22 protein-coding genes are annotated in these 16,629 nt (G+C 65.1%); 15 read left to right on the forward strand and 7 right to left on the reverse strand.

From position 1 onward, the window contains the following. Window position 1: 1 nt before the first annotated feature. The 4 genes from rplE (at window position 2) to ACV7NQ_RS22460 (ending at window position 2,770) form a co-directional block, all read left to right on the forward strand. Entirely contained in the window at window positions 2-565 is a 564-nt protein-coding gene (gene rplE, locus ACV7NQ_RS22445; RefSeq protein WP_463361448.1) for a 50S ribosomal protein L5, read from the forward strand. 4 nt (window positions 566-569) lie between these two features. Then, window positions 570-755, forward strand: a complete 186-nt coding sequence (locus tag ACV7NQ_RS22450) for a type Z 30S ribosomal protein S14 (protein ID WP_040731429.1) — start codon at window positions 570-572, stop codon at window positions 753-755. A 127-nt stretch (window positions 756-882) separates the two neighbouring features. Further along, the gene (locus ACV7NQ_RS22455; protein ID WP_463361449.1) at window positions 883-1,464 is read left to right on the forward strand and encodes a Uma2 family endonuclease; all 582 of its coding nucleotides are present in this window, start codon (window positions 883-885) and stop codon (window positions 1,462-1,464) included. Between the two features lie 562 nt (window positions 1,465-2,026). Then, window positions 2,027-2,770: a dienelactone hydrolase family protein gene (locus ACV7NQ_RS22460; RefSeq protein ID WP_463361450.1), complete on the forward strand. Its 744-nt coding sequence runs from the start codon at window positions 2,027-2,029 to the stop codon at window positions 2,768-2,770. 405 nt (window positions 2,771-3,175) lie between these two features. On the opposite strand, the gene ACV7NQ_RS22465 is transcribed toward ACV7NQ_RS22460, so the two are convergent. The 3 genes from ACV7NQ_RS22465 to ACV7NQ_RS22475 all read right to left on the reverse strand — a co-directional run bounded on the left by ACV7NQ_RS22465 (window position 3,176) and on the right by ACV7NQ_RS22475 (window position 4,710). Next, complete coding sequence (locus tag ACV7NQ_RS22465) at window positions 3,176-3,646, reverse strand: PIN domain-containing protein (RefSeq protein ID WP_463361451.1); 471 nt, start codon at window positions 3,644-3,646, stop codon at window positions 3,176-3,178. Continuing rightward, entirely contained in the window at window positions 3,643-3,891 is a 249-nt protein-coding gene (locus ACV7NQ_RS22470) for a ribbon-helix-helix domain-containing protein (RefSeq protein WP_463361452.1), read from the reverse strand. The genes ACV7NQ_RS22465 and ACV7NQ_RS22470 overlap by 4 nt, the downstream gene beginning before the upstream one ends. 165 nt (window positions 3,892-4,056) lie before the next feature. Beyond that, complete coding sequence (locus ACV7NQ_RS22475) at window positions 4,057-4,710, reverse strand: Uma2 family endonuclease (RefSeq protein WP_463361453.1); 654 nt, start codon at window positions 4,708-4,710, stop codon at window positions 4,057-4,059. A gap of 292 nt (window positions 4,711-5,002) precedes the next feature. Between ACV7NQ_RS22475 and rpsH the strand changes: the two genes are divergently transcribed. From rpsH to map, 9 genes are all read left to right on the forward strand, one after another. Continuing rightward, window positions 5,003-5,401: a 30S ribosomal protein S8 gene (rpsH, locus tag ACV7NQ_RS22480; protein WP_014981717.1), complete on the forward strand. Its 399-nt coding sequence runs from the start codon at window positions 5,003-5,005 to the stop codon at window positions 5,399-5,401. Window positions 5,402-5,414: 13 nt separating this feature from the next. Next, window positions 5,415-5,954 (forward strand): 50S ribosomal protein L6, encoded by a 540-nt coding sequence (gene rplF / locus ACV7NQ_RS22485; RefSeq protein WP_463361454.1) that lies wholly within the window; start codon window positions 5,415-5,417, stop codon window positions 5,952-5,954. Between the two features lie 2 nt (window positions 5,955-5,956). After that, on the forward strand, window positions 5,957-6,364 hold the full coding sequence (rplR, locus tag ACV7NQ_RS22490; protein WP_463365773.1) for a 50S ribosomal protein L18: 408 nt from the start codon (window positions 5,957-5,959) through the stop codon (window positions 6,362-6,364). A 28-nt stretch (window positions 6,365-6,392) separates the two neighbouring features. Further along, window positions 6,393-7,055 (forward strand): 30S ribosomal protein S5, encoded by a 663-nt coding sequence (rpsE, locus tag ACV7NQ_RS22495; RefSeq protein ID WP_463361455.1) that lies wholly within the window; start codon window positions 6,393-6,395, stop codon window positions 7,053-7,055. Then, on the forward strand, window positions 7,055-7,234 hold the full coding sequence (gene rpmD / locus ACV7NQ_RS22500; RefSeq protein WP_463361456.1) for a 50S ribosomal protein L30: 180 nt from the start codon (window positions 7,055-7,057) through the stop codon (window positions 7,232-7,234). The genes rpsE and rpmD overlap by 1 nt, the downstream gene beginning before the upstream one ends. Before the next feature lies 1 nt (window position 7,235). Continuing rightward, the gene (gene rplO, locus ACV7NQ_RS22505) at window positions 7,236-7,679 is read left to right on the forward strand and encodes a 50S ribosomal protein L15 (protein WP_463361457.1); all 444 of its coding nucleotides are present in this window, start codon (window positions 7,236-7,238) and stop codon (window positions 7,677-7,679) included. 164 nt (window positions 7,680-7,843) lie between these two features. Further along, window positions 7,844-9,166, forward strand: coding sequence for a preprotein translocase subunit SecY (gene secY, locus ACV7NQ_RS22510; RefSeq protein ID WP_463361458.1), 1,323 nt, complete (start codon window positions 7,844-7,846; stop codon window positions 9,164-9,166). Then, window positions 9,163-9,708 (forward strand): adenylate kinase, encoded by a 546-nt coding sequence (locus ACV7NQ_RS22515; RefSeq protein WP_463361459.1) that lies wholly within the window; start codon window positions 9,163-9,165, stop codon window positions 9,706-9,708. Before secY ends, ACV7NQ_RS22515 begins: the two co-directional genes overlap by 4 nt. Window positions 9,709-9,743: 35 nt before the next feature. Further along, window positions 9,744-10,544, forward strand: a complete 801-nt coding sequence (map, locus tag ACV7NQ_RS22520; protein WP_463361460.1) for a type I methionyl aminopeptidase — start codon at window positions 9,744-9,746, stop codon at window positions 10,542-10,544. Window positions 10,545-11,160: 616 nt separating this feature from the next. On the opposite strand, the gene ACV7NQ_RS22525 is transcribed toward map, so the two are convergent. After that, window positions 11,161-11,949, reverse strand: coding sequence for a class I SAM-dependent methyltransferase (locus ACV7NQ_RS22525; protein WP_463361461.1), 789 nt, complete (start codon window positions 11,947-11,949; stop codon window positions 11,161-11,163). Between the two features lie 87 nt (window positions 11,950-12,036). Between ACV7NQ_RS22525 and ACV7NQ_RS22530 the strand changes: the two genes are divergently transcribed. Then, entirely contained in the window at window positions 12,037-12,381 is a 345-nt protein-coding gene (locus ACV7NQ_RS22530; RefSeq protein WP_463361462.1) for a PLD nuclease N-terminal domain-containing protein, read from the forward strand. Window positions 12,382-12,390: 9 nt separating this feature from the next. On the opposite strand, the gene ACV7NQ_RS22535 is transcribed toward ACV7NQ_RS22530, so the two are convergent. Then, window positions 12,391-12,969, reverse strand: a complete 579-nt coding sequence (locus ACV7NQ_RS22535) for a helix-turn-helix domain-containing protein (protein WP_463361463.1) — start codon at window positions 12,967-12,969, stop codon at window positions 12,391-12,393. A 64-nt stretch (window positions 12,970-13,033) separates the two neighbouring features. On the opposite strand from ACV7NQ_RS22535, the gene ACV7NQ_RS22540 reads away from it, so the two are divergent. Continuing rightward, on the forward strand, window positions 13,034-14,293 hold the full coding sequence (locus tag ACV7NQ_RS22540; RefSeq protein ID WP_463361464.1) for an alpha/beta hydrolase: 1,260 nt from the start codon (window positions 13,034-13,036) through the stop codon (window positions 14,291-14,293). A 15-nt stretch (window positions 14,294-14,308) separates the two neighbouring features. Here ACV7NQ_RS22540 and dtd read toward each other — a convergent pair whose 3' ends face one another. Both dtd and ACV7NQ_RS22550 read right to left on the reverse strand, forming a co-directional pair. Continuing rightward, window positions 14,309-14,752, reverse strand: coding sequence for a D-aminoacyl-tRNA deacylase (gene dtd, locus ACV7NQ_RS22545; RefSeq protein ID WP_463365774.1), 444 nt, complete (start codon window positions 14,750-14,752; stop codon window positions 14,309-14,311). A gap of 46 nt (window positions 14,753-14,798) precedes the next feature. Then, complete coding sequence (locus ACV7NQ_RS22550) at window positions 14,799-16,271, reverse strand: hypothetical protein (RefSeq protein WP_463361465.1); 1,473 nt, start codon at window positions 16,269-16,271, stop codon at window positions 14,799-14,801. Window positions 16,272-16,629 lie beyond the last annotated feature (358 nt).

Below are 16,629 nucleotides of genomic sequence, written 5' to 3' on the forward strand. Positions count from 1 at the left end.
CATGACTACCACTGAGAAGACCCAGCCGCGCCTGAAGGCGCGCTACCGCGCCGAGATCAAGGACGCGCTCAACGGCGAGTTCAACTACGCCAACGTGATGCAGATCCCCGGCGTGGTCAAGGTTGTCGTGAACATGGGTGTCGGCGACGCCGCCCGTGACGCGAAGCTGATCAACGGCGCCGTCAAGGACCTGGAGCTGATCACCGGTCAGAAGCCGGAGATCCGCAAGGCGACCAAGTCGATCGCGCAGTTCAAGCTGCGTGAGGGCATGCCCATCGGTGCGAAGGTCACCCTGCGTGGCGATCGCATGTGGGAGTTCCTCGACCGTCTGGTCTCCATCGCACTGCCCCGTATCCGCGACTTCCGCGGCCTGTCGCCGAAGCAGTTCGACGGCAACGGCAACTACACGTTCGGCCTGAGCGAGCAGTCGATGTTCCACGAGATCGACGTGGACTCGATCGACCGCCCGCGCGGTATGGACATCACCGTGGTGACCACTGCGACCAACAACGAAGAAGGCCGCGCGCTGCTCAAGCACCTCGGCTTCCCGTTCAAGGAGAACTGAGCATATGGCTAAGAAAGCACTGCGGATCAAGGCCGAGGCCAAGCCGAAGTTCGCTGTCCGCGCCTACACCCGCTGCCAGCGCTGCGGTCGCCCGCACGCGGTGTACCGCAAGTTCGGCCTGTGCCGTGTCTGCTTGCGTGAAATGGCGCACCGGGGCGAATTGCCCGGCGTGCACAAGAGCTCCTGGTGAGCTGGACGCTCCCCGGAGCGTTCCCACACTGAACCCGAGCGAGGGCACGGACTCCACCCGAGTCCGTGCCCTCGTTTGCGTTCACGGTCGTAGCTTCTTGTCACGACGGACTAGGTAGGCTGCGGTCATGACGATCCGGGCATCGGACCACTTGCCGCACGAGATGACCGAGGAGCAGTACCGCCAGCTGCCCGAGGGTGTCGCGCGTGAGATCGAGGTTGTGCACGGGCACGTGATCGTCTGTGAATCGCCAGTGCCTGAACATAATCGCGTGGCACGCCGCTTGGCTGGCTTGATGGAGGACTTGCCTAGCACTGAACCGTGCATCCGAGTCGAGACCGATATAGATGTCGTGCTCTGGCGGATACCAAAGTTCACCTTCCGGAGACCGGATGTGACGGTGTATCGCTGCTTGCCCGAGCGTGGAGCGAAGCCGGAGGCCAGTGACGCGCTGATCGTCGTGGAGGTATCTTCGCCGTCCACTGCCGCCGAAGACTTGCTGGACAAAAAGGTTCAGTACGCCCGCGCAGGTATTCCGCTCTACCTGGTTGTCATTCTCGACACCAAGTTCGACATCGAAGAGGTGCGGGAATTCCGGCTCGACGCCCACGCCGCCGAATATCGGCTGCACCGGCTGCACCGCGACCGGTTCGTCCGATTGGAGCATGTAGTGCTCGGCGATATCAGCTTCGCTGACTTGGTCCGCTAGCCGCCAGCTGCGATCACGATCCGCCCGCGAATATCACCGCCTTTTTGAAGGGTTGCCTATTAACCTTTTCGCTCAGAAACAGCACCCTGTTCGAGGGCGTGCAACGACATATAGCGTTGTCGTTGGGTGAACGCCGCACTACGCCCTGTCCGGCGATGATGCAGCGGGTTAGGCAGTGCGCGATGATCAGGGTGACCGGGTTGCGTCAGTAGGAAGATCTGGTAAACACCGTCGTTCCATCCGAGTTGGCGTGACGTATCGATGACAGCAGCAATCTTGCGATGGTGTCGATCTGTTGATGTCCGGGGGCTGTCGGCTGAGTCCTGCGTCCACTCGACACTGTCTCTCCGGTGCTGTACATGCGGTACTGATAGTGCGGCCACGCAGCGCGAGCTGCGACGACGACCGTGTCCAACAGGGTTGTCGGCCGTTCGGCACGGAACGGGTGCGACGATCGGTGCTCTGACGACCGGTAGGTGAGTCGAATCGGCCGATTCTGAATGAGATATGTTCGAAAGGGTCGACGCGACAGGAGGATTCAACGAAGACTGCAGTGCACGGTATGTCGGTCGACGTTCAGACGCCCGATGGTGTCGCCGACGCGTATGTTGCCTACTCCGACGAGGGCGCCGCCCATCCGGGAGTGCTGGTGATTCAGGACGGTTTTGGACTGCGGCCCAGCCTGCGGTCGCTGGCCGATCGTATTGCCGCCCACGGCTACACCGTCCTGATGCCGAACGCCTATTACCGGCACGGGCGTGCGCCGGTGATCGAGCTGCCGGACTTCATCGACCCGGCGGAGCGGCCGGAGATCTTCCAGCAGGTCTTCCCGATGATCCGCGAGCTGACACCGGAGCTCCTGCGTTCCGATGCCGGCGCTTATCTCGAGTGGCTGGCAGCGTCGCCGCAGGTCGCCGAGGGGGAGGTCGGCCTGACCGGCTACTGCATGGGTGCGCGGCTGGCGGTGCTGACCGCCGCTATGTTCCCCGATCGGGTTGCGGCGGTGGCCGGATTCCATGGCGGACCGCTCGTCACCGACACCCCGGACAGTCCGCACCTGACCGTCGGAAAGATCACGGCGGAGCTGTATTTCGCCCACGCCGGCGAGGATCACCACATGACTCCGGAACACATTGCCCAGTTCGACAAGGCACTCGATGCCGCCGGCGTCCGCCACCGCACCGAGGTCTACGAGGGGGCCCAACACGGCTACACCCAGGCCGATACTTCCGCCCACGACCCCGAGGCCGCCGAACGGCACTACCGCGAACTGCTGGCCCTGTTCGACCGCAATTTGCGCAAGTAGCTGGCTCGGCCGGGGCCGGCCGAGCCAGCTGGGGTCGTTACGCACCGGCGGATCAGTCAGGCGGCGAGCGATCTCGACGACGACGGCGGCGCGGCGGCGCGCCAGCGCCTGATCGGGATCGGGATCGGGATCGGGATCGCCGCGACGATCCCGGTCAAGCAGGACCAGGCCGCCAACCGGCGCAAGAAGGGCTCTGCCGGTGGGCGCCCACCGGCATGTGATGCCGAGCGGTACAAGCAGCGTCACGCGGTCGACTGCGGCATCGGTCAGTTGAAGGAAAACCGGGCCGTGGCAACCAGATTCGACAAACTCGCCGTCCACTACCAGGCCACCATCCACATCGCCGCCATCAACCAATGGCTACGACATGGGTGAGGGCGGGCACCTGCCCGCCCTCACCCACTTTCAAAACACGGGCTGGAGGTCGTCGGGCAGTACCCGGAAGGATTTGTGCCCGGTAAGTGGGGTCACGGCACGGAAATCCCTCCGATCAAGCGTGAGGATCTCGTGGGTCTCATAGTCGTCGGCCAGGGCTACGGACACCGCGTCGGCGAGGTCCAGACGCAGGTCGGGATAGAGCCTGCGCACGGCGTTGGCCTGATCGAGAACGTCGGCGGTCACCACGGCGATTTCGAACTGCCCAGTGCGCGCCTGGCTTGCGAGGTCTTCGATCATCTCGGTCGAGACGCGCCGGCCGAGTTCTCGACGCGAGACGTGGTCGACTTCGGCAAGCACTAGTGGCGACAGGACGACAAGTCCCGCTTGTTCGAGGACCTGAAAGGCGCCGTCGCTGTTCGGTGACGAGGTGTCGAATGCGGCGATGAGTCCGGAAGTATCGGCGATGACGATTCCTGGGCGCTCGACGCCCAGCATCATCGGCCGTCCGAGTCGTCGCCGAAGTCGTTGGCGAGGATGTCGTCGACGCGTTGGGCAAGCGTGGGATCACCGCTCGCGAAACGCCTCAGACGTAACGGCTCCGATCGGCGGCGCACCCGCATCGCGGCCAAATGTATTGCATTGCGGATGATCTCCGCTTCGCTGACGTTGCTTCGCGCTGCCGCGTCCTTGATAACGGCCAAGTCGTCGGCATCCGCGTAGACCATGGTGCGCTTGAGAGGCATATGAGTATTGTGGCATATATGAGCGGACGCCCTGCCCGCTCCATCACAGGTTGGGCAGGGGTTCGGTTTTCAGGCCAGCGCCTGGTCGACGTTCGGGCGCGGCCTGATGCACACGGATCTAGGTGCCGGGTTTACAACGGAGCCAGGAATGCTGAGGACGGCGAATCAGAACTCGAGGTCCGACCAAGGGATGTGGATCGGGAACGGGAAGTCGATGTCGATGGCGTCGGAATCTTTCGGTGACCACTTACCGGTCAGGAGGTAGTTGGCCGGGTGCAGCGGGTGCACGCCGGGTGGGAGCTTGCCGTGGGTGGTCTCCAGTGCGAAGGCGCGGACCATCGCGATGGCGCTCTTCTCGCGTTCCAACGTCACTTCCCAGTACCAGGGGATGCCCGCTTTGGCGTAACGCGCTTGTTTGTCGTCCATGTCGGTCTGGGTGTTCGACGGCGAAAGGACCTCGCCGACCAGCAGAACGTCCTTGGCGCGGATGTCTTGATATGGAGCATCCGGGCAGCGATAGGCAAGGAAGTCTGGGGTGACGAAGTCGGACTTTCCGGCTTCGCCGAAGAACACGTTGGTTTCGAAGTCGACACGCCAGCAGCTCTCCGGCTGCTTCGTCATGCCCGTACGCGCGCATCTCTTGAGTGCGCTGGTCAGCGCGAACGTAAACGCTTGATGCTCGGCAGGCCCGCGCCGCAGCCAGACAACCCGCCCGTTCCACAATTCGATCTGCCCGGCGATCTCCTCGGGCAGTTGCTCGAGTTCCTCCCAAGTCATGTACTCCGGGAGGTCGGGGCGTTGGATGCGCGGACTCGACATAGTCCCATGCTAGACCGATCGTAGGTTGTTTCTGCTGGTCATGAGCCGCACAACAATGAGACGCCGACGGACCCCGATTTTGCCCAGCAACCACCGTTGCCTACACTAGACCGGTTGCCTGGGCAACTCCGTGCCCGCATGCCTTCGTGTGCGGGGCTCGGGCGATACGAACTCATCCGGTCGGCAACTGTCGGCCGAGCCAGCCGAATTGCTATAGGCCCACGACTGACGTCCTGAACCGGGCGTCGGTGCTGAATGGGAACCGTAGCGAGAAAGGTGTCGAGGTCGAACTATGACCATGACCGATCCGATCGCAGACTTCTTGACACGTCTGCGCAACGCCAACTCGGCGTACCACGATCAAGTGAAGGCGCCGCACTCGAAGCTCAAGGCGAACATCGCCGAGATCCTCAAGCGCGAGGGCTACATCGCCGATTACCGGACCGAGGACGCGACTGTTGGCAAGAGCCTCGTCGTCGACCTCAAGTACGGCCCCAGCCGTGAGCGCAGCCTGCAGGGCCTGCGTCGCGTCTCGAAGCCGGGTCTGCGTGTGTACGCGAAATCCACCAACCTGCCCAAGGTCCTGGGCGGCCTCGGCGTGGCGATCATCTCCACGTCGACCGGTCTGCTCACGGATCGCCAGGCGGCCAAGCAAGGTGTAGGCGGGGAAGTCCTCGCCTACGTCTGGTAAGGGGAGGTAGGACATGTCGCGTATTGGCAAGAAGCCCATCGCAATTCCCGCAGGCGTCGATGTCACCATCGAGGGCCAGAACGTGTCGATCAAGGGTCCCAAGGGCACCCTGTCGCACACGGTCGCGGAGCCGATCACCGTCTCCAAGGGTGAGGACGGCCAGCTCGAGGTCGTGCGTCCGAACGACGAGCGTCAGAGCCGCGCGCTGCACGGCCTGACTCGCACCCTGGTCTCCAACATGATCGATGGTGTGACCAAGGGCTACGAGAAGAAGATGGAAATCTTCGGCGTCGGTTACCGCGTGCAGGCCAAGGGCTCGAACCTCGAGTTCGCTCTCGGCTACAGCCACCCGGTCCCGATCGAGGCGCCCGACGGCATCACCTTCGCGGTGGAAACGCCCACCAGGTTCTCTGTGTCCGGAATCGACAAGCAGAAGGTCGGCCAGATCTCCGCTGTGATCCACGGACTGCGTAAGCCCGACCCGTACAAGGGTAAGGGCATCCGCTACGCCGGCGAGGTCGTTCGCCGCAAGGTCGGAAAGACGGGTAAGTGATCATGGCGCAAACCGAAAACCAGAAGGCCAAGCGCATTCCGCGCGGCAAGGACGTGTCGACCTCGCGTCGGCTGTCCAAGACCCGCCGGCACTCCCGTCTGCGCAAGAAGGTCGTCGGCACCACCGAGCGTCCGCGTCTGGTGGTCAACCGCTCCTCGCGTCACCTGCACGCACAGCTCATCGACGACTCGATCGGCAAGACCATCGCCGCCGCGTCGTCCATCGAGGCCGATGTGCGTGCCCTGGACGGCGACAAATCGGCCAAGGGCAAGAAGGTCGGCGCGCTGCTGGCCGAGCGTGCCAAGGCCGCCGGCGTCGAGGCAGTCGTCTTCGATCGTGGTGGTCACGACTACCACGGCCGGATCGCCGCGCTGGCGGATGCCGCTCGCGAAGGTGGGTTGAAATTCTGATGATCAAGAACAATGGAAGGAACGTCTGATGCCGGGACGTCAACGGCGTGACGGCGGCAACGGACCCGCCGGACAGAGTGGTGCTGCCCCCGAGGGCGGCCGTGGCGACAACCGTCGCGGTGGTGGCGATCGTCGCGGTGGCGGCGACCGTCGGGACAACGCGGCCGAGAAGAACCAGCTCGAGCGCGTAGTCGCGATCAACCGTGTCTCCAAGGTCGTGAAGGGTGGTCGTCGCTTCAGCTTCACCGCCCTCGTGATCGTCGGTGACGGCAACGGTCTGGTCGGTGTCGGCTACGGCAAGGCCAAGGAAGTTCCCGCGGCCATCCAGAAGGGTGTCGAGGAGGCTCGCAAGGGCTTCTTCCGCGTCCCGATGATCGGCTCGACCATCACCCACCCGGTGCAGGGCGAGGCTGCGGCCGGTGTGGTCATGCTGCGTCCGGCTTCGCCGGGTACCGGTGTGATCGCCGGCGGCGCGGCTCGCGCCGTGCTGGAATGCGCTGGCATTCATGACATTCTGGCGAAGTCGCTCGGTAGCGACAACGCCATCAACGTCGTGCACGCGACGGTCGCCGCGCTCAAGATGCTGCAGCGTCCGGAAGAGGTCGCGGCTCGCCGTGGCCTGCCGCTCGAGGATGTTGCCCCTGCGGGCATGCTGCGTGCGCGCGCTCAGGCGGCGGGAGGTGCCAGGTAATGGCAGATCTCAAGGTGACTCAGATCAAGTCGTCGATCGGCGCCAAGGCGAACCAGCGGGAGAGCCTTCGTACGCTCGGCCTGCGTAAGATCCGCCAGACCGTGGTTCGTGAGGACAACCCTCAGAACCGTGGGCTGATCAACGCCGTGCGCCACCTCGTAACAGTTGAGGAGGTCTGACATGACCATCAAGTTGCATCACCTGCGTCCGGCTCCGGGTGCCAAGACCGACAAGACCCGTGTGGGTCGCGGTGAAGGCTCCAAGGGCAAGACCGCGGGTCGCGGTACCAAGGGCACCAAGGCTCGCAAGAACGTTCCGGCCGCCTTCGAGGGTGGGCAGATGCCGATTCACATGCGGCTGCCCAAGCTCAAGGGCTTCACGAACCCGTTCCGCACGGAATACCAGGTCGTGAATGTCGGCGCGATCGCGAAGTTGTTCCCCGAGGGCGGCGAGATCGGCAAGGCCGAGCTCGTTGCGGCCGGCGCGGTTCGCAAGAACCAGCTGGTCAAGGTCCTCGGCGACGGCGAAATCGGTGTCGCGGTCCAGGTGACCGTCGACAAGGTAACCGGTGCCGCCAAGGAAAAGATCACCGCGGCCGGTGGCACCGTCACCGAGCTGGGCTGACGGTACTCTGCACATGGTGGCACCGGACGAGTGAAGGCTCGTCCGGTAGCCACTGTTAGAGTTCAATTGTTGCCTGCCAAGCCTCGTCATGGGATTCGGCGCCTTCCGACCAGGACATCGCTGAAATATCCATGGCATGACCATGTCGTTCGCCAGGAGGATCTGTGCTTTCCGCCTTCGTATCGGCCTTCCGGACTCCGGACTTACGGCGGAAGATTCTCTTCACGCTGGGGTTGATCGCGTTGTACCGCTTGGGTGCCTCGCTGCCGTCCCCCGGTGTCGATTACAAGAGCGTCCAGGAATGTATCAACCTGGTTTCCGGCGGTGACTCCGCCGGTATCTACCAGCTGATCAACCTGTTCTCCGGTGGTGCGCTGCTGCAGTTGTCGGTCTTCGCGATCGGCATCATGCCCTACATCACCGCCAGCATCATCATTCAGCTGCTGACCGTCGTCATCCCGCGGTTCGAGGAACTGCGCAAGGAAGGCCAGTCCGGCCAGAACAAGATGACGCAGTACACCCGGTACCTCTCGATCGCCCTGGCGGTCCTGCAGGCCACGGGTCTGGTCGCGCTCGCGGCCCGCGGTCAGCTGTTGCAGGGCTGCCAGAAGGACATCCTCGCCGACACCAGCATCTTCGGCATGATCATCATCGTGCTGGTGATGACCGCCGGTGCGGCGCTGGTGATGTGGTTCGGTGAGCAGATCACCGAGCGCGGCGTCGGCAACGGTATGTCGCTGCTGATCTTCGCCGGTATCGCCGCGCGCATCACCACCCAAGGCAAGGGCATTCTGGACAGCCGCGGTGGCCTGATCTTCGGTCTCGTGTGTGTCGCCGCGCTGGTGATCATCGCGGCAGTGATCTTCGTCGAGCAGGGCCAACGCCGAATCCCGGTGCAGTACGCCAAGAGAGTCGTCGGCCGGAAGATGTACGGCGGCTCCTCGACCTATCTGCCACTCAAGGTCAACCAAGCCGGTGTCATCCCGGTGATCTTCGCGTCGTCGTTGCTGTACCTGCCGAACCTGGTGGCACAGCTGACCTCGTCGAAGGGTGCGACCGGCCAGAGCTGGTGGCAGACGACCATCCAGAAATACCTGGTGAACCCGGGCAACCCGATATACATCGCGATCTACTTCGGTCTGATCGTATTCTTCACCTACTTCTATGTCGCGATCACCTTCAACCCGGAGGAACGCGCAGACGAGATGAAGAAGTTCGGTGGCTTCATCCCCGGATACCGTCCCGGTAAGCCGACCGCCGACTACCTGAATTTCGTGCTGAGCCGCATCACCCTCCCCGGCTCGATCTACCTCGGTCTTGTTGCTGTCCTGCCGAACCTGTTCCTCGACATCGGTTCGAGCGGCGGCGCTCAGAATCTTCCGTTCGGCGGTACCTCGGTGCTGATCATGGTGAGCGTCGGCCTGGACACGGTGAAGCAGATCGAAAGCCAGCTGATGAATCGAAATTACGAAGGGTTCCTCAAGTGAGAGTTGTACTGCTCGGTCCGCCGGGCGCAGGCAAGGGCACCCAGGCTGTCCTGCTGTCGGAAAAGCTGGGCGTCCCGCACATCTCCACCGGTGACCTGTTCCGTGCGAACATCAGCCAGCAGACCCCGCTGGGGCGCGAAGCGCAGAAGTACATGAACGCGGGCGATCTGGTGCCCAGCGACGTGACCAACCGCATGGTCGAGGCCCGCGTTGCCGAGCCCGACGCCGTGAACGGCTTCGTGCTCGACGGCTACCCGCGCACGGTCGACCAGGCCGACGCGCTGGAGAAGATCCTCGCCGACATGGACACCAAGCTCGACGCGGTGCTGTGCTTCGTGGTACCCGAGGACACCGTGGTCGAGCGGATGCTGGCCCGCGGCCGCGCCGACGACAACGAAGACGTGATCCGCAACCGGCTCCGGGTGTACCGCGAGGAGACCGAGCCGCTGCTGGAGCATTACGACGGGCTGGTCGTCACCGTGGATGGTGTCGGCGAAGTCGGCGAAGTCAACGCTCGCGCGCTGCGCGCACTGGGACACTGATGCCGCTCAGCCTGGTGATGGGACGCTGAGCCGCCATGGTCTTCGGGCGTAAGAACAAGAAGGTGGTGCCGTTCCGCACCGCCGGCGAGCTGGACGCCATGGCGGCGGCGGGCGCCGTCGTCGGGCGGGCCCTCGTCGCGGTGCGGACTGCCGCCAAGCCGGGCGTTTCGACGCTGGAGCTCGACGCGGTCGCCGAACAGGTGATCCGCGACGCGGGTGCGGTGCCGTCCTTCAAGGGCTACCACGGGTTCCCGGGTTCGATCTGTTCGTCGGTGAACGATCGGGTGGTGCACGGGATTCCGGCGGCTGAGGAGATCCTGACCGACGGCGACCTGGTTTCCATCGACTGCGGCGCGATTCTCGAAGGCTGGCACGGTGATTCGGCGTGGACGTTCGGCGTCGGCCCGATCATCGATGCCGATCGGCTGCTCAGTGAGGCGACGAAGCTGTCCATGGAGGCAGGTATCGAGGCAATGGTGCCCGGGAACCGGCTGACGGATGTCTCGCACGCCATCGAACAGGGCACTCGTGCCGCCGAGCAGCTGCACGGCCGGGTCTACGGCATCGTCGACGGTTACGGCGGGCACGCCATCGGCCGTGAGATGCACATGGATCCGTTCCTGGCCAACGAGGGTGATCCGGGCAAGGGTCCGCGCCTGGTGGTGGGATCGGTGCTCGCGATCGAGCCGATGCTGACCTTGGGCACGACTCAGACCAAGGTGCTCGGCGACGACTGGACCGTGGTGACACTGGACGGAAGTCGGGCCGCACATTGGGAGCACACGGTCGCCGTCACCGAGGACGGCCCCCGGATCCTGACACTGCGGTCCGAATAGTCGGCGAGCCATCCTGGGATGGTGGTCGACTGTTCGCGAGATATCGTGGGCGACAGTGACATTGGTTGATCGCTCACTGCGCCCTACATTGCTCACTGCGCCCTACATTCGCGGGCGCGAGTGACGTTGGTGTCGCCTGACATTGCCGACCCGGGCTCGGTGACGTTACGCGGCGAGGTCCGATCGCACCGACGCCGCGGGCTGTCCGCAGAGCGATTGCACCTCGCGACACCGGTTTTCGACACTGTGATCGATTAGCCGGAGTCACCGGCGATACCCAGCTCGTCGCTGGATCGGTGACGTCGTTCCTTCCACCCGCGTCTGTCGGTCTGACCTTGCCTTTCGGTCCTGCCGTCGGTCGAACGCTGTGGTGTGTCCGTGGTTTTCCTTTCCTGCTCGAGCTGAACTTCGACGATGCAGAAAGCGTATGCCGCGGCGGCCCTCACCCACCCGAGTAGACGACTACTCGAATCCCGTTGGGCTGCCGTGCATCCTGCTGGTTCATCGCCGCGGGCATAGTCGCTGCGCGGGCGGCGGGAAGCTGCGCTCGGCGCGGTCCGTCGCCGGGTCTACGCGACCGAGTTCGAGCCTTCGGTTAACCCGGGCACGCTGGGGTTCAGGCGCGGCGGACGGTGCGGATCGTATCGGTGCGGAGGGGCATGTCGAATTCGCCTGTCGCGGTTTCCGGCCTGCTGTGCAGGTAGTCTCGGATGCGGCCGAGCAGTTCGGCCCGCTCCTGCTCGGAGATCACCAGCGTGTGTGAATGCGTTCCGATTGTGGTGATGAGGGATTCGGCGGTGCGCCGTTGCGTGTGCGGGAACTCGGCGCGCTCGAAGTCGAAGAACAGCGGGTGCGTCGGGAGCTTGGCGTCGTCGGATTTCGGCGGCGGGACCGCCGCGTTCGGCCGGGCGACCTTCTGCAGACCGGCGACCCACTCGACGTTGCTGTCATCCCTATTCCAGAATGCGGCGAACACGCCCCCGTCGCGCAGCACCCTGGCAATCTCGGGGAACGCGCGTTCCTGGTCGAACCAGTGGAAGGCTTGCCCGGCCACTACCGCGTCCACCGAGCCGTCCGGCAGTGGAATCGACTCGGCGGTACCGGCAATGGTGGTCACGCTGGGGTATCGCGCGATCAGTTCGCTGCGCATTTCGGCATCGGGCTCGACAGCGATCGGCGCGGCTCCGGCGGCAAGCAGACCCTGGGTGAGTTTGCCGGTACCAGCGCCGAGATCGAGGACGACGAGCGAGCGCTGACGGCCGAGCGGCTCCAACGCCCACTGAATGGCTGCCGCTGGATAGTCCGGTCGATGATCGGCGTAGTCGGCTGCGCGCGCACCGAATGATCCGGCTCGACGCGCATGCAGTGCGGCTTCGTCGTCTGGTCGATCGGCCGAGTTCCCCATGCCCAACACTCCACCACCGTACCGGGTATTCGCGCGTCGGCGCGGGCACTTCTCTCGTCGCGGGGGGTTTACGCCGCATGGGATCCGTTGGCGACGCTGTTCGGCGCGTTCGTGCGGTGGCACGATCTCCGATATGCCCGGCACACTTATTCCGCACCCGCACCCGCACCCGCACCCGCACTGGCCAGCACAGTCGAGTCGGCGGGGTCCATCGCGCTCGCCGTCGTCGCGATTGCCGTAGCCGTCGGTGCCATCATCCTATTCGTGGCAGGAGTGGTGAGCGTGCTACGTTCCCGCAACTACACCGCCGCGGAGAAGGCGATCTGGGTGCTGCTCATGCTGGCCTTCCCAATCCTCGGCCCGATGCTGTGGTTCTTGTGGGGTCGCAATTCCACCATCCAGCCGCCCGCGCGGCCGACAACGCTCACCTGATCCGCCGGATCATCCGGGGTTCTTGCGTTTTCCATCCGCCGCGGCGTCGGCGGTGCCGGGTGGTTCGCCGATCGGGAACAGGATCGGGCTGAGCAGGTATTGCGAACGGCCCGGCGCCGGTTCGGTTTTCAGTCGCGGCAGGATCGCTGCGCGCATATCGGTGATCAGGCCGACGAGCTCATCGTGGTCGAGCCACAGCGAGTGCTGCCGGTAGCCGACCAGATCTTCGGTCGGGTTCGCCTCGTCGCGATCGAGGTAGGCGTTGAATTCCGCGAGCAGCGTGGCCATCGCCGCGGCGAAGATCCTGCGGTGGTCCGCTGGGGATGCCGACGCGGCCTTGTCGGCGTCGACCACCGCGCGCTCGCGACGCAATTGATAGCGGCGCTCCACCGCGCCGCGCACGCGCTGTTCGCTCGCCACCTCGAGAATGCCGCCGCCCGCCAGCAACTCGACGTGGCGATAGACGGTGGCCTTCGAGACATCGAGCATGCGGGCACAGAGCTCGGCCGTCGTCAGTGTCTGTCCGCCCGACATCGCGTGCACGATCCGCAACCGCACCGGGTGTACCAGCAGCTCCAAGGGGTCCACTTCGTAATGTTCTCATTCGTGATACCGTTCTCAAAGTTGAGAATAATAAAACTCGGAGGGAACGATGGGACGAACCGAGCCGCTGTCCATCGGCGCGACGGTGGTCGAATTGCTGCGATCCGGCGGCTTCGAGAAGCTGCGCGAGATGTTCGCGCCGCAGGTGCATGCGCTGGTGTCGGCCGAGGCGCTACGCGGCGCCTGGGCGGCCGAACTGGGCAAGCGTGGACCGGTGTCGGGTGTGGGGGTGCCGGTCACCGAGCCGGGGCCATCCGGGATGGTGGTCGTCGGGGTCCCCGTGCGCTTGGCGCGCGGTGAGCTGACGGTGGCCATGTCGGTCGACGACGAGGGCAGGCTCACGGGGCTGCGGCTGACGCCGACCACAGAGCCGTGGCAGCCACCCGACTATGCGGATCTGGAGATGTTCGACGAGAACGACATCGTGCTCGGCTCGGATTCGTTGGCGGTGCCCGGTGTGCTGAGTCTGCCCCGGCGGCCAGGGCGTCACCCCGCGGTGGTGTTGCTCGCGGGCGGGGGACCGTTCGATCGCGATGGAACCGCGGGCGCGAACAAGCCGCTGAAGGACATTGCGTGGGGTTTGGCCAGTCGCGGGATAGCCGTGCTGCGTTTCGACATGGTCACCCACGCGCATGGCGCCGAGTTCGCCGCGGACTTCAGCATGGCCGATGAGTATGTGCCGCATGCGGTTGCGGCCGTCGAGTTGCTTCGCGCGCATGCTGCGGTCGACGCGGACCGGGTGTTCGTTGTCGGGCACAGCATGGGCGGCAAGGTGGCGCCGCGGGTCGCCGTGGCGGAGCCGTCGGTGGCCGGGCTTGTCATCCTTGCCGGTGATACCGAGCCGATGCACTGGGCCGCGGTGCGCGTCATGCGATATCTCGCTGCCCTGGATCCAGAGACCGGCGCCGCCATGAAACCGGTGATCGATACGTTGGTCGAACAGGCGAAACTGATTGACAGCCCCGATTTTTCGCTGTCGACGCCGTCGAATGACCTCCCGCTGGGGCTGTCCGCCCGGTACTGGATGGACCTGCGCGATTACGACCCGGTCGCGGTCGCGGCGACGCTGAGCATTCCCCTGTTCATCCTGCAGGGCGGCCGAGATTACCAGGTGACCGTCGGCGATGATCTGACCGGATGGCAGACCGGCCTCGCCGATCGCCGAGACGTGACCATTCGCGTCTACGACGCCGATGACCACCTGTTCTTTCCCGGCTCCGGCCCGTCGAAGCCCGCGGATTACGAAGCGCCCCAACACGTGGACCGGCAGGTCGTCGCCGACATCGCCGACTGGCTGGCCACAGTCTGAAGGCTCCGGCCGGAATCATGCTTCGAGGAGCAGGGTGACCGGGCCGTCGTTCACCAACTCGATGTGCATGTGGGCGCCGAAGCGGCCGGTGGCGACGGTGGCGCCGAGGTTGCGCAGGGTTTGGGCGAACGCCTCGACCAGGGGTTCGGCGACGGGGCCGGGAGCGGCGGCGTTCCAGGAGGGGCGGCGGCCCTTGGCGGTGTCGGCGTAGAGGGTGAATTGGCTGATCACCAGGATGGGCGCGTCCAGGTCGGCGGCGGAGCGTTCGCCGTCGAGGATGCGCAGCCGCCACGCCTTGTCCGCCAAGGTTTTCGCGGTCGCCTCGGTGTCGCCGTGCGTGACGCCGACCAGGGCCACCAAGCCGTGCGGCGCGCCGTGGGCGGACGGGTCGATCCGGCCGACAATCTCGTCATCGACCGTCACCTGGGCCGTGGTCACTCGCTGCAATAGGACTCGCACATCGGTGATCATGCCGGGTGGTCCGGCGGCCACGAGGACGGGCGTCTCAGTCGACGGCCGTCAACTTCACCTTCTGGAAGAACAGCAGGTCGGTGTGTGGCACGGATTCGGCGGCCTGCCGAATCCCGCTGGCGGGCAGATGAGTGAGCTTGGCGAACATCGGCGAATTGCCGAACGCGGCGCGCACCTGGGTTTCGGAGGCGTAGTCTGCGCCGTAATCGGCCAGGGTCGCGAAGTCCAGGGGCGCCAGCGGTTCATCGAGCGGCGCCTGTCCGCTCGGTTGGCCGAGGGCCGCGTACTGCGTTGCCTTGCCGCCCTGGTACCGGCACAACTCGTAGGACATATTCTCGGTGGCCGTCACGCTGATCACCGGCCAGCGTTTCGAAAGATGCAGCGCCAGTGGATGTCTGCCCACGGACGCCAATTCCCACTTCAAGCTCATCACGGTGACCGAGCCCGGATGCGGCTGCTCGATCAGCACCATGTCGTCGCCGAGTCTTTCGGCCGGGTTCAGCTCGGGATCGGCGGCGCTCCAGATGATTTCGACGCCGCCGAGATGGGTGGAGCCCACGGCCGGCTGCGCACCGTCGGCCCCGTACGCGGCGACGACCGCGGCGCGGACCTGTTCGATGGCATCGCGGGCGGAGCAGCGGACGCTCAACGCACCGAACGAGGTGGCGATCTCCACCGGTCGCGACGGCGGATCGGGCATCGCGCCGGGTGTCAGCGGTTTAATGCCGACCAGGGCCAGTTTCCAGTTGATCTCTTCGATCGTGGAGAGGTCGCCCGAGGTTTGGTACAGGATCTGCTGCTGGGTCAGCCGTCCGGCGCGTTCGAGCGTCGCGCATTCCAGCTTCGCGAGCGCGCCGTAGGACTTGGCGGTGAGGTCGATGTCCTCGATCCGGGTCTGGCGCAACCGCATTGCCATCTCGGGTGAAGTCAGTGCCGCATACCGTTCGCGGTACATCGCGATGGCCTGCTTGCGTTGCCTGCCGACCATCATCGTGCGCAGCAGCGTGCTCAGGCTCGCGAGGTACTTGCCGGACTGATCCGGATTCGACGCGAACAGCACGCTGCGGATCCGCACGGCGTCCTCGGACGCGGCGACGGCGGTCACCGGGTCGAGGCGGCACAACCAGACGCCACACTTCGACAGCGCATCCGCGCACACGCCCGCCGCCTGTGGATGGGTATGCGCCACTTGCCGATAGGCGCGGCACGCGTTGCGGATGGTGCTTGCCGCCAACTCGCGGTGGCCGATGTGGCGGGCGGCCTGCTCGAACACGCGCAGTGCGTCCTGCACCTCGCCGGCGAAGCGCGCCGACACCTGCCCGGCGGTGAGCCAGTGCAGCCGAATCGCGACCGCTTCTTGAGCCGGAGCCAGCGCTTCGGCCGTCTGGTCGCGCCCGGAGCCGTTCTTCGTGTCGATCAACGCCTTGGCGAGATCACACAGTGAGGTGGCCAATCGCAGCTGGGCTTCGAGCGATCGATCGATCGCCGCCCCTCGATCCGTGGCCACTCGGCGCTCGATCGAGCTCAGATCCATCGCGATCCCAACTCCCGCATCAACCTTCCGCGTACGGTCGTTCGATCGGCCGCATCCATGCCCGCCGAGTCTGCCACAAATAAGAGGAACGCGCTCCGGTGATTGCGGTCCGGATCGGCCGCCGATAGCACGGTCCCGCGATCGCGGCGGCTGTCGAGCGGACCATGCATTCGTTCGCGCTGGTCCGGCTCTTGTCCTGCTGGCTCGCACTCGTCCCCGGACCGGCACTGGCGGTGCCTCGCCGCCGACGGCCGTGGGGAACCGGTCGGATACCAGCCAGGATGGCTGGGCTCGAAAGAGCGCTGATGTGGGCTGGTGAGCCTTGGAAATG

Source organism: Nocardia sp. Tas62D01 (genome assembly GCF_055232035.1).

Excerpts from the sequence above, each read along its gene's own strand:
- rplF (WP_463361454.1), top strand. The coding sequence starts at position 5,415 with ATGTCGCGTATTGGCAAGAAGCCCATCGCAATTCCCGCAGGCGTCGAT.
- rpmD (WP_463361456.1), top strand. The coding sequence starts at position 7,055 with ATGGCAGATCTCAAGGTGACTCAGATCAAGTCGTCGATCGGCGCCAAG.
- ACV7NQ_RS22465 (WP_463361451.1), bottom strand. The coding sequence starts at position 3,646 with ATGATGCTGGGCGTCGAGCGCCCAGGAATCGTCATCGCCGATACTTCC.
- ACV7NQ_RS22470 (WP_463361452.1), bottom strand. The coding sequence starts at position 3,891 with ATGCCTCTCAAGCGCACCATGGTCTACGCGGATGCCGACGACTTGGCC.
- rplE (WP_463361448.1), top strand. The coding sequence starts at position 2 with ATGACTACCACTGAGAAGACCCAGCCGCGCCTGAAGGCGCGCTACCGC.
- rplR (WP_463365773.1), top strand. The coding sequence starts at position 5,957 with ATGGCGCAAACCGAAAACCAGAAGGCCAAGCGCATTCCGCGCGGCAAG.
- ACV7NQ_RS22455 (WP_463361449.1), top strand. The coding sequence starts at position 883 with ATGACGATCCGGGCATCGGACCACTTGCCGCACGAGATGACCGAGGAG.
- ACV7NQ_RS22460 (WP_463361450.1), top strand. The coding sequence starts at position 2,027 with ATGTCGGTCGACGTTCAGACGCCCGATGGTGTCGCCGACGCGTATGTT.
- ACV7NQ_RS22540 (WP_463361464.1), top strand. The coding sequence starts at position 13,034 with ATGGGACGAACCGAGCCGCTGTCCATCGGCGCGACGGTGGTCGAATTG.
- rpsE (WP_463361455.1), top strand. The coding sequence starts at position 6,393 with ATGCCGGGACGTCAACGGCGTGACGGCGGCAACGGACCCGCCGGACAG.
- ACV7NQ_RS22525 (WP_463361461.1), bottom strand. The coding sequence starts at position 11,949 with ATGGGGAACTCGGCCGATCGACCAGACGACGAAGCCGCACTGCATGCG.
- rpsH (WP_014981717.1), top strand. The coding sequence starts at position 5,003 with ATGACCATGACCGATCCGATCGCAGACTTCTTGACACGTCTGCGCAAC.
- ACV7NQ_RS22475 (WP_463361453.1), bottom strand. The coding sequence starts at position 4,710 with ATGTCGAGTCCGCGCATCCAACGCCCCGACCTCCCGGAGTACATGACT.
- map (WP_463361460.1), top strand. The coding sequence starts at position 9,744 with ATGGTCTTCGGGCGTAAGAACAAGAAGGTGGTGCCGTTCCGCACCGCC.
- ACV7NQ_RS22450 (WP_040731429.1), top strand. The coding sequence starts at position 570 with ATGGCTAAGAAAGCACTGCGGATCAAGGCCGAGGCCAAGCCGAAGTTC.
- rplO (WP_463361457.1), top strand. The coding sequence starts at position 7,236 with ATGACCATCAAGTTGCATCACCTGCGTCCGGCTCCGGGTGCCAAGACC.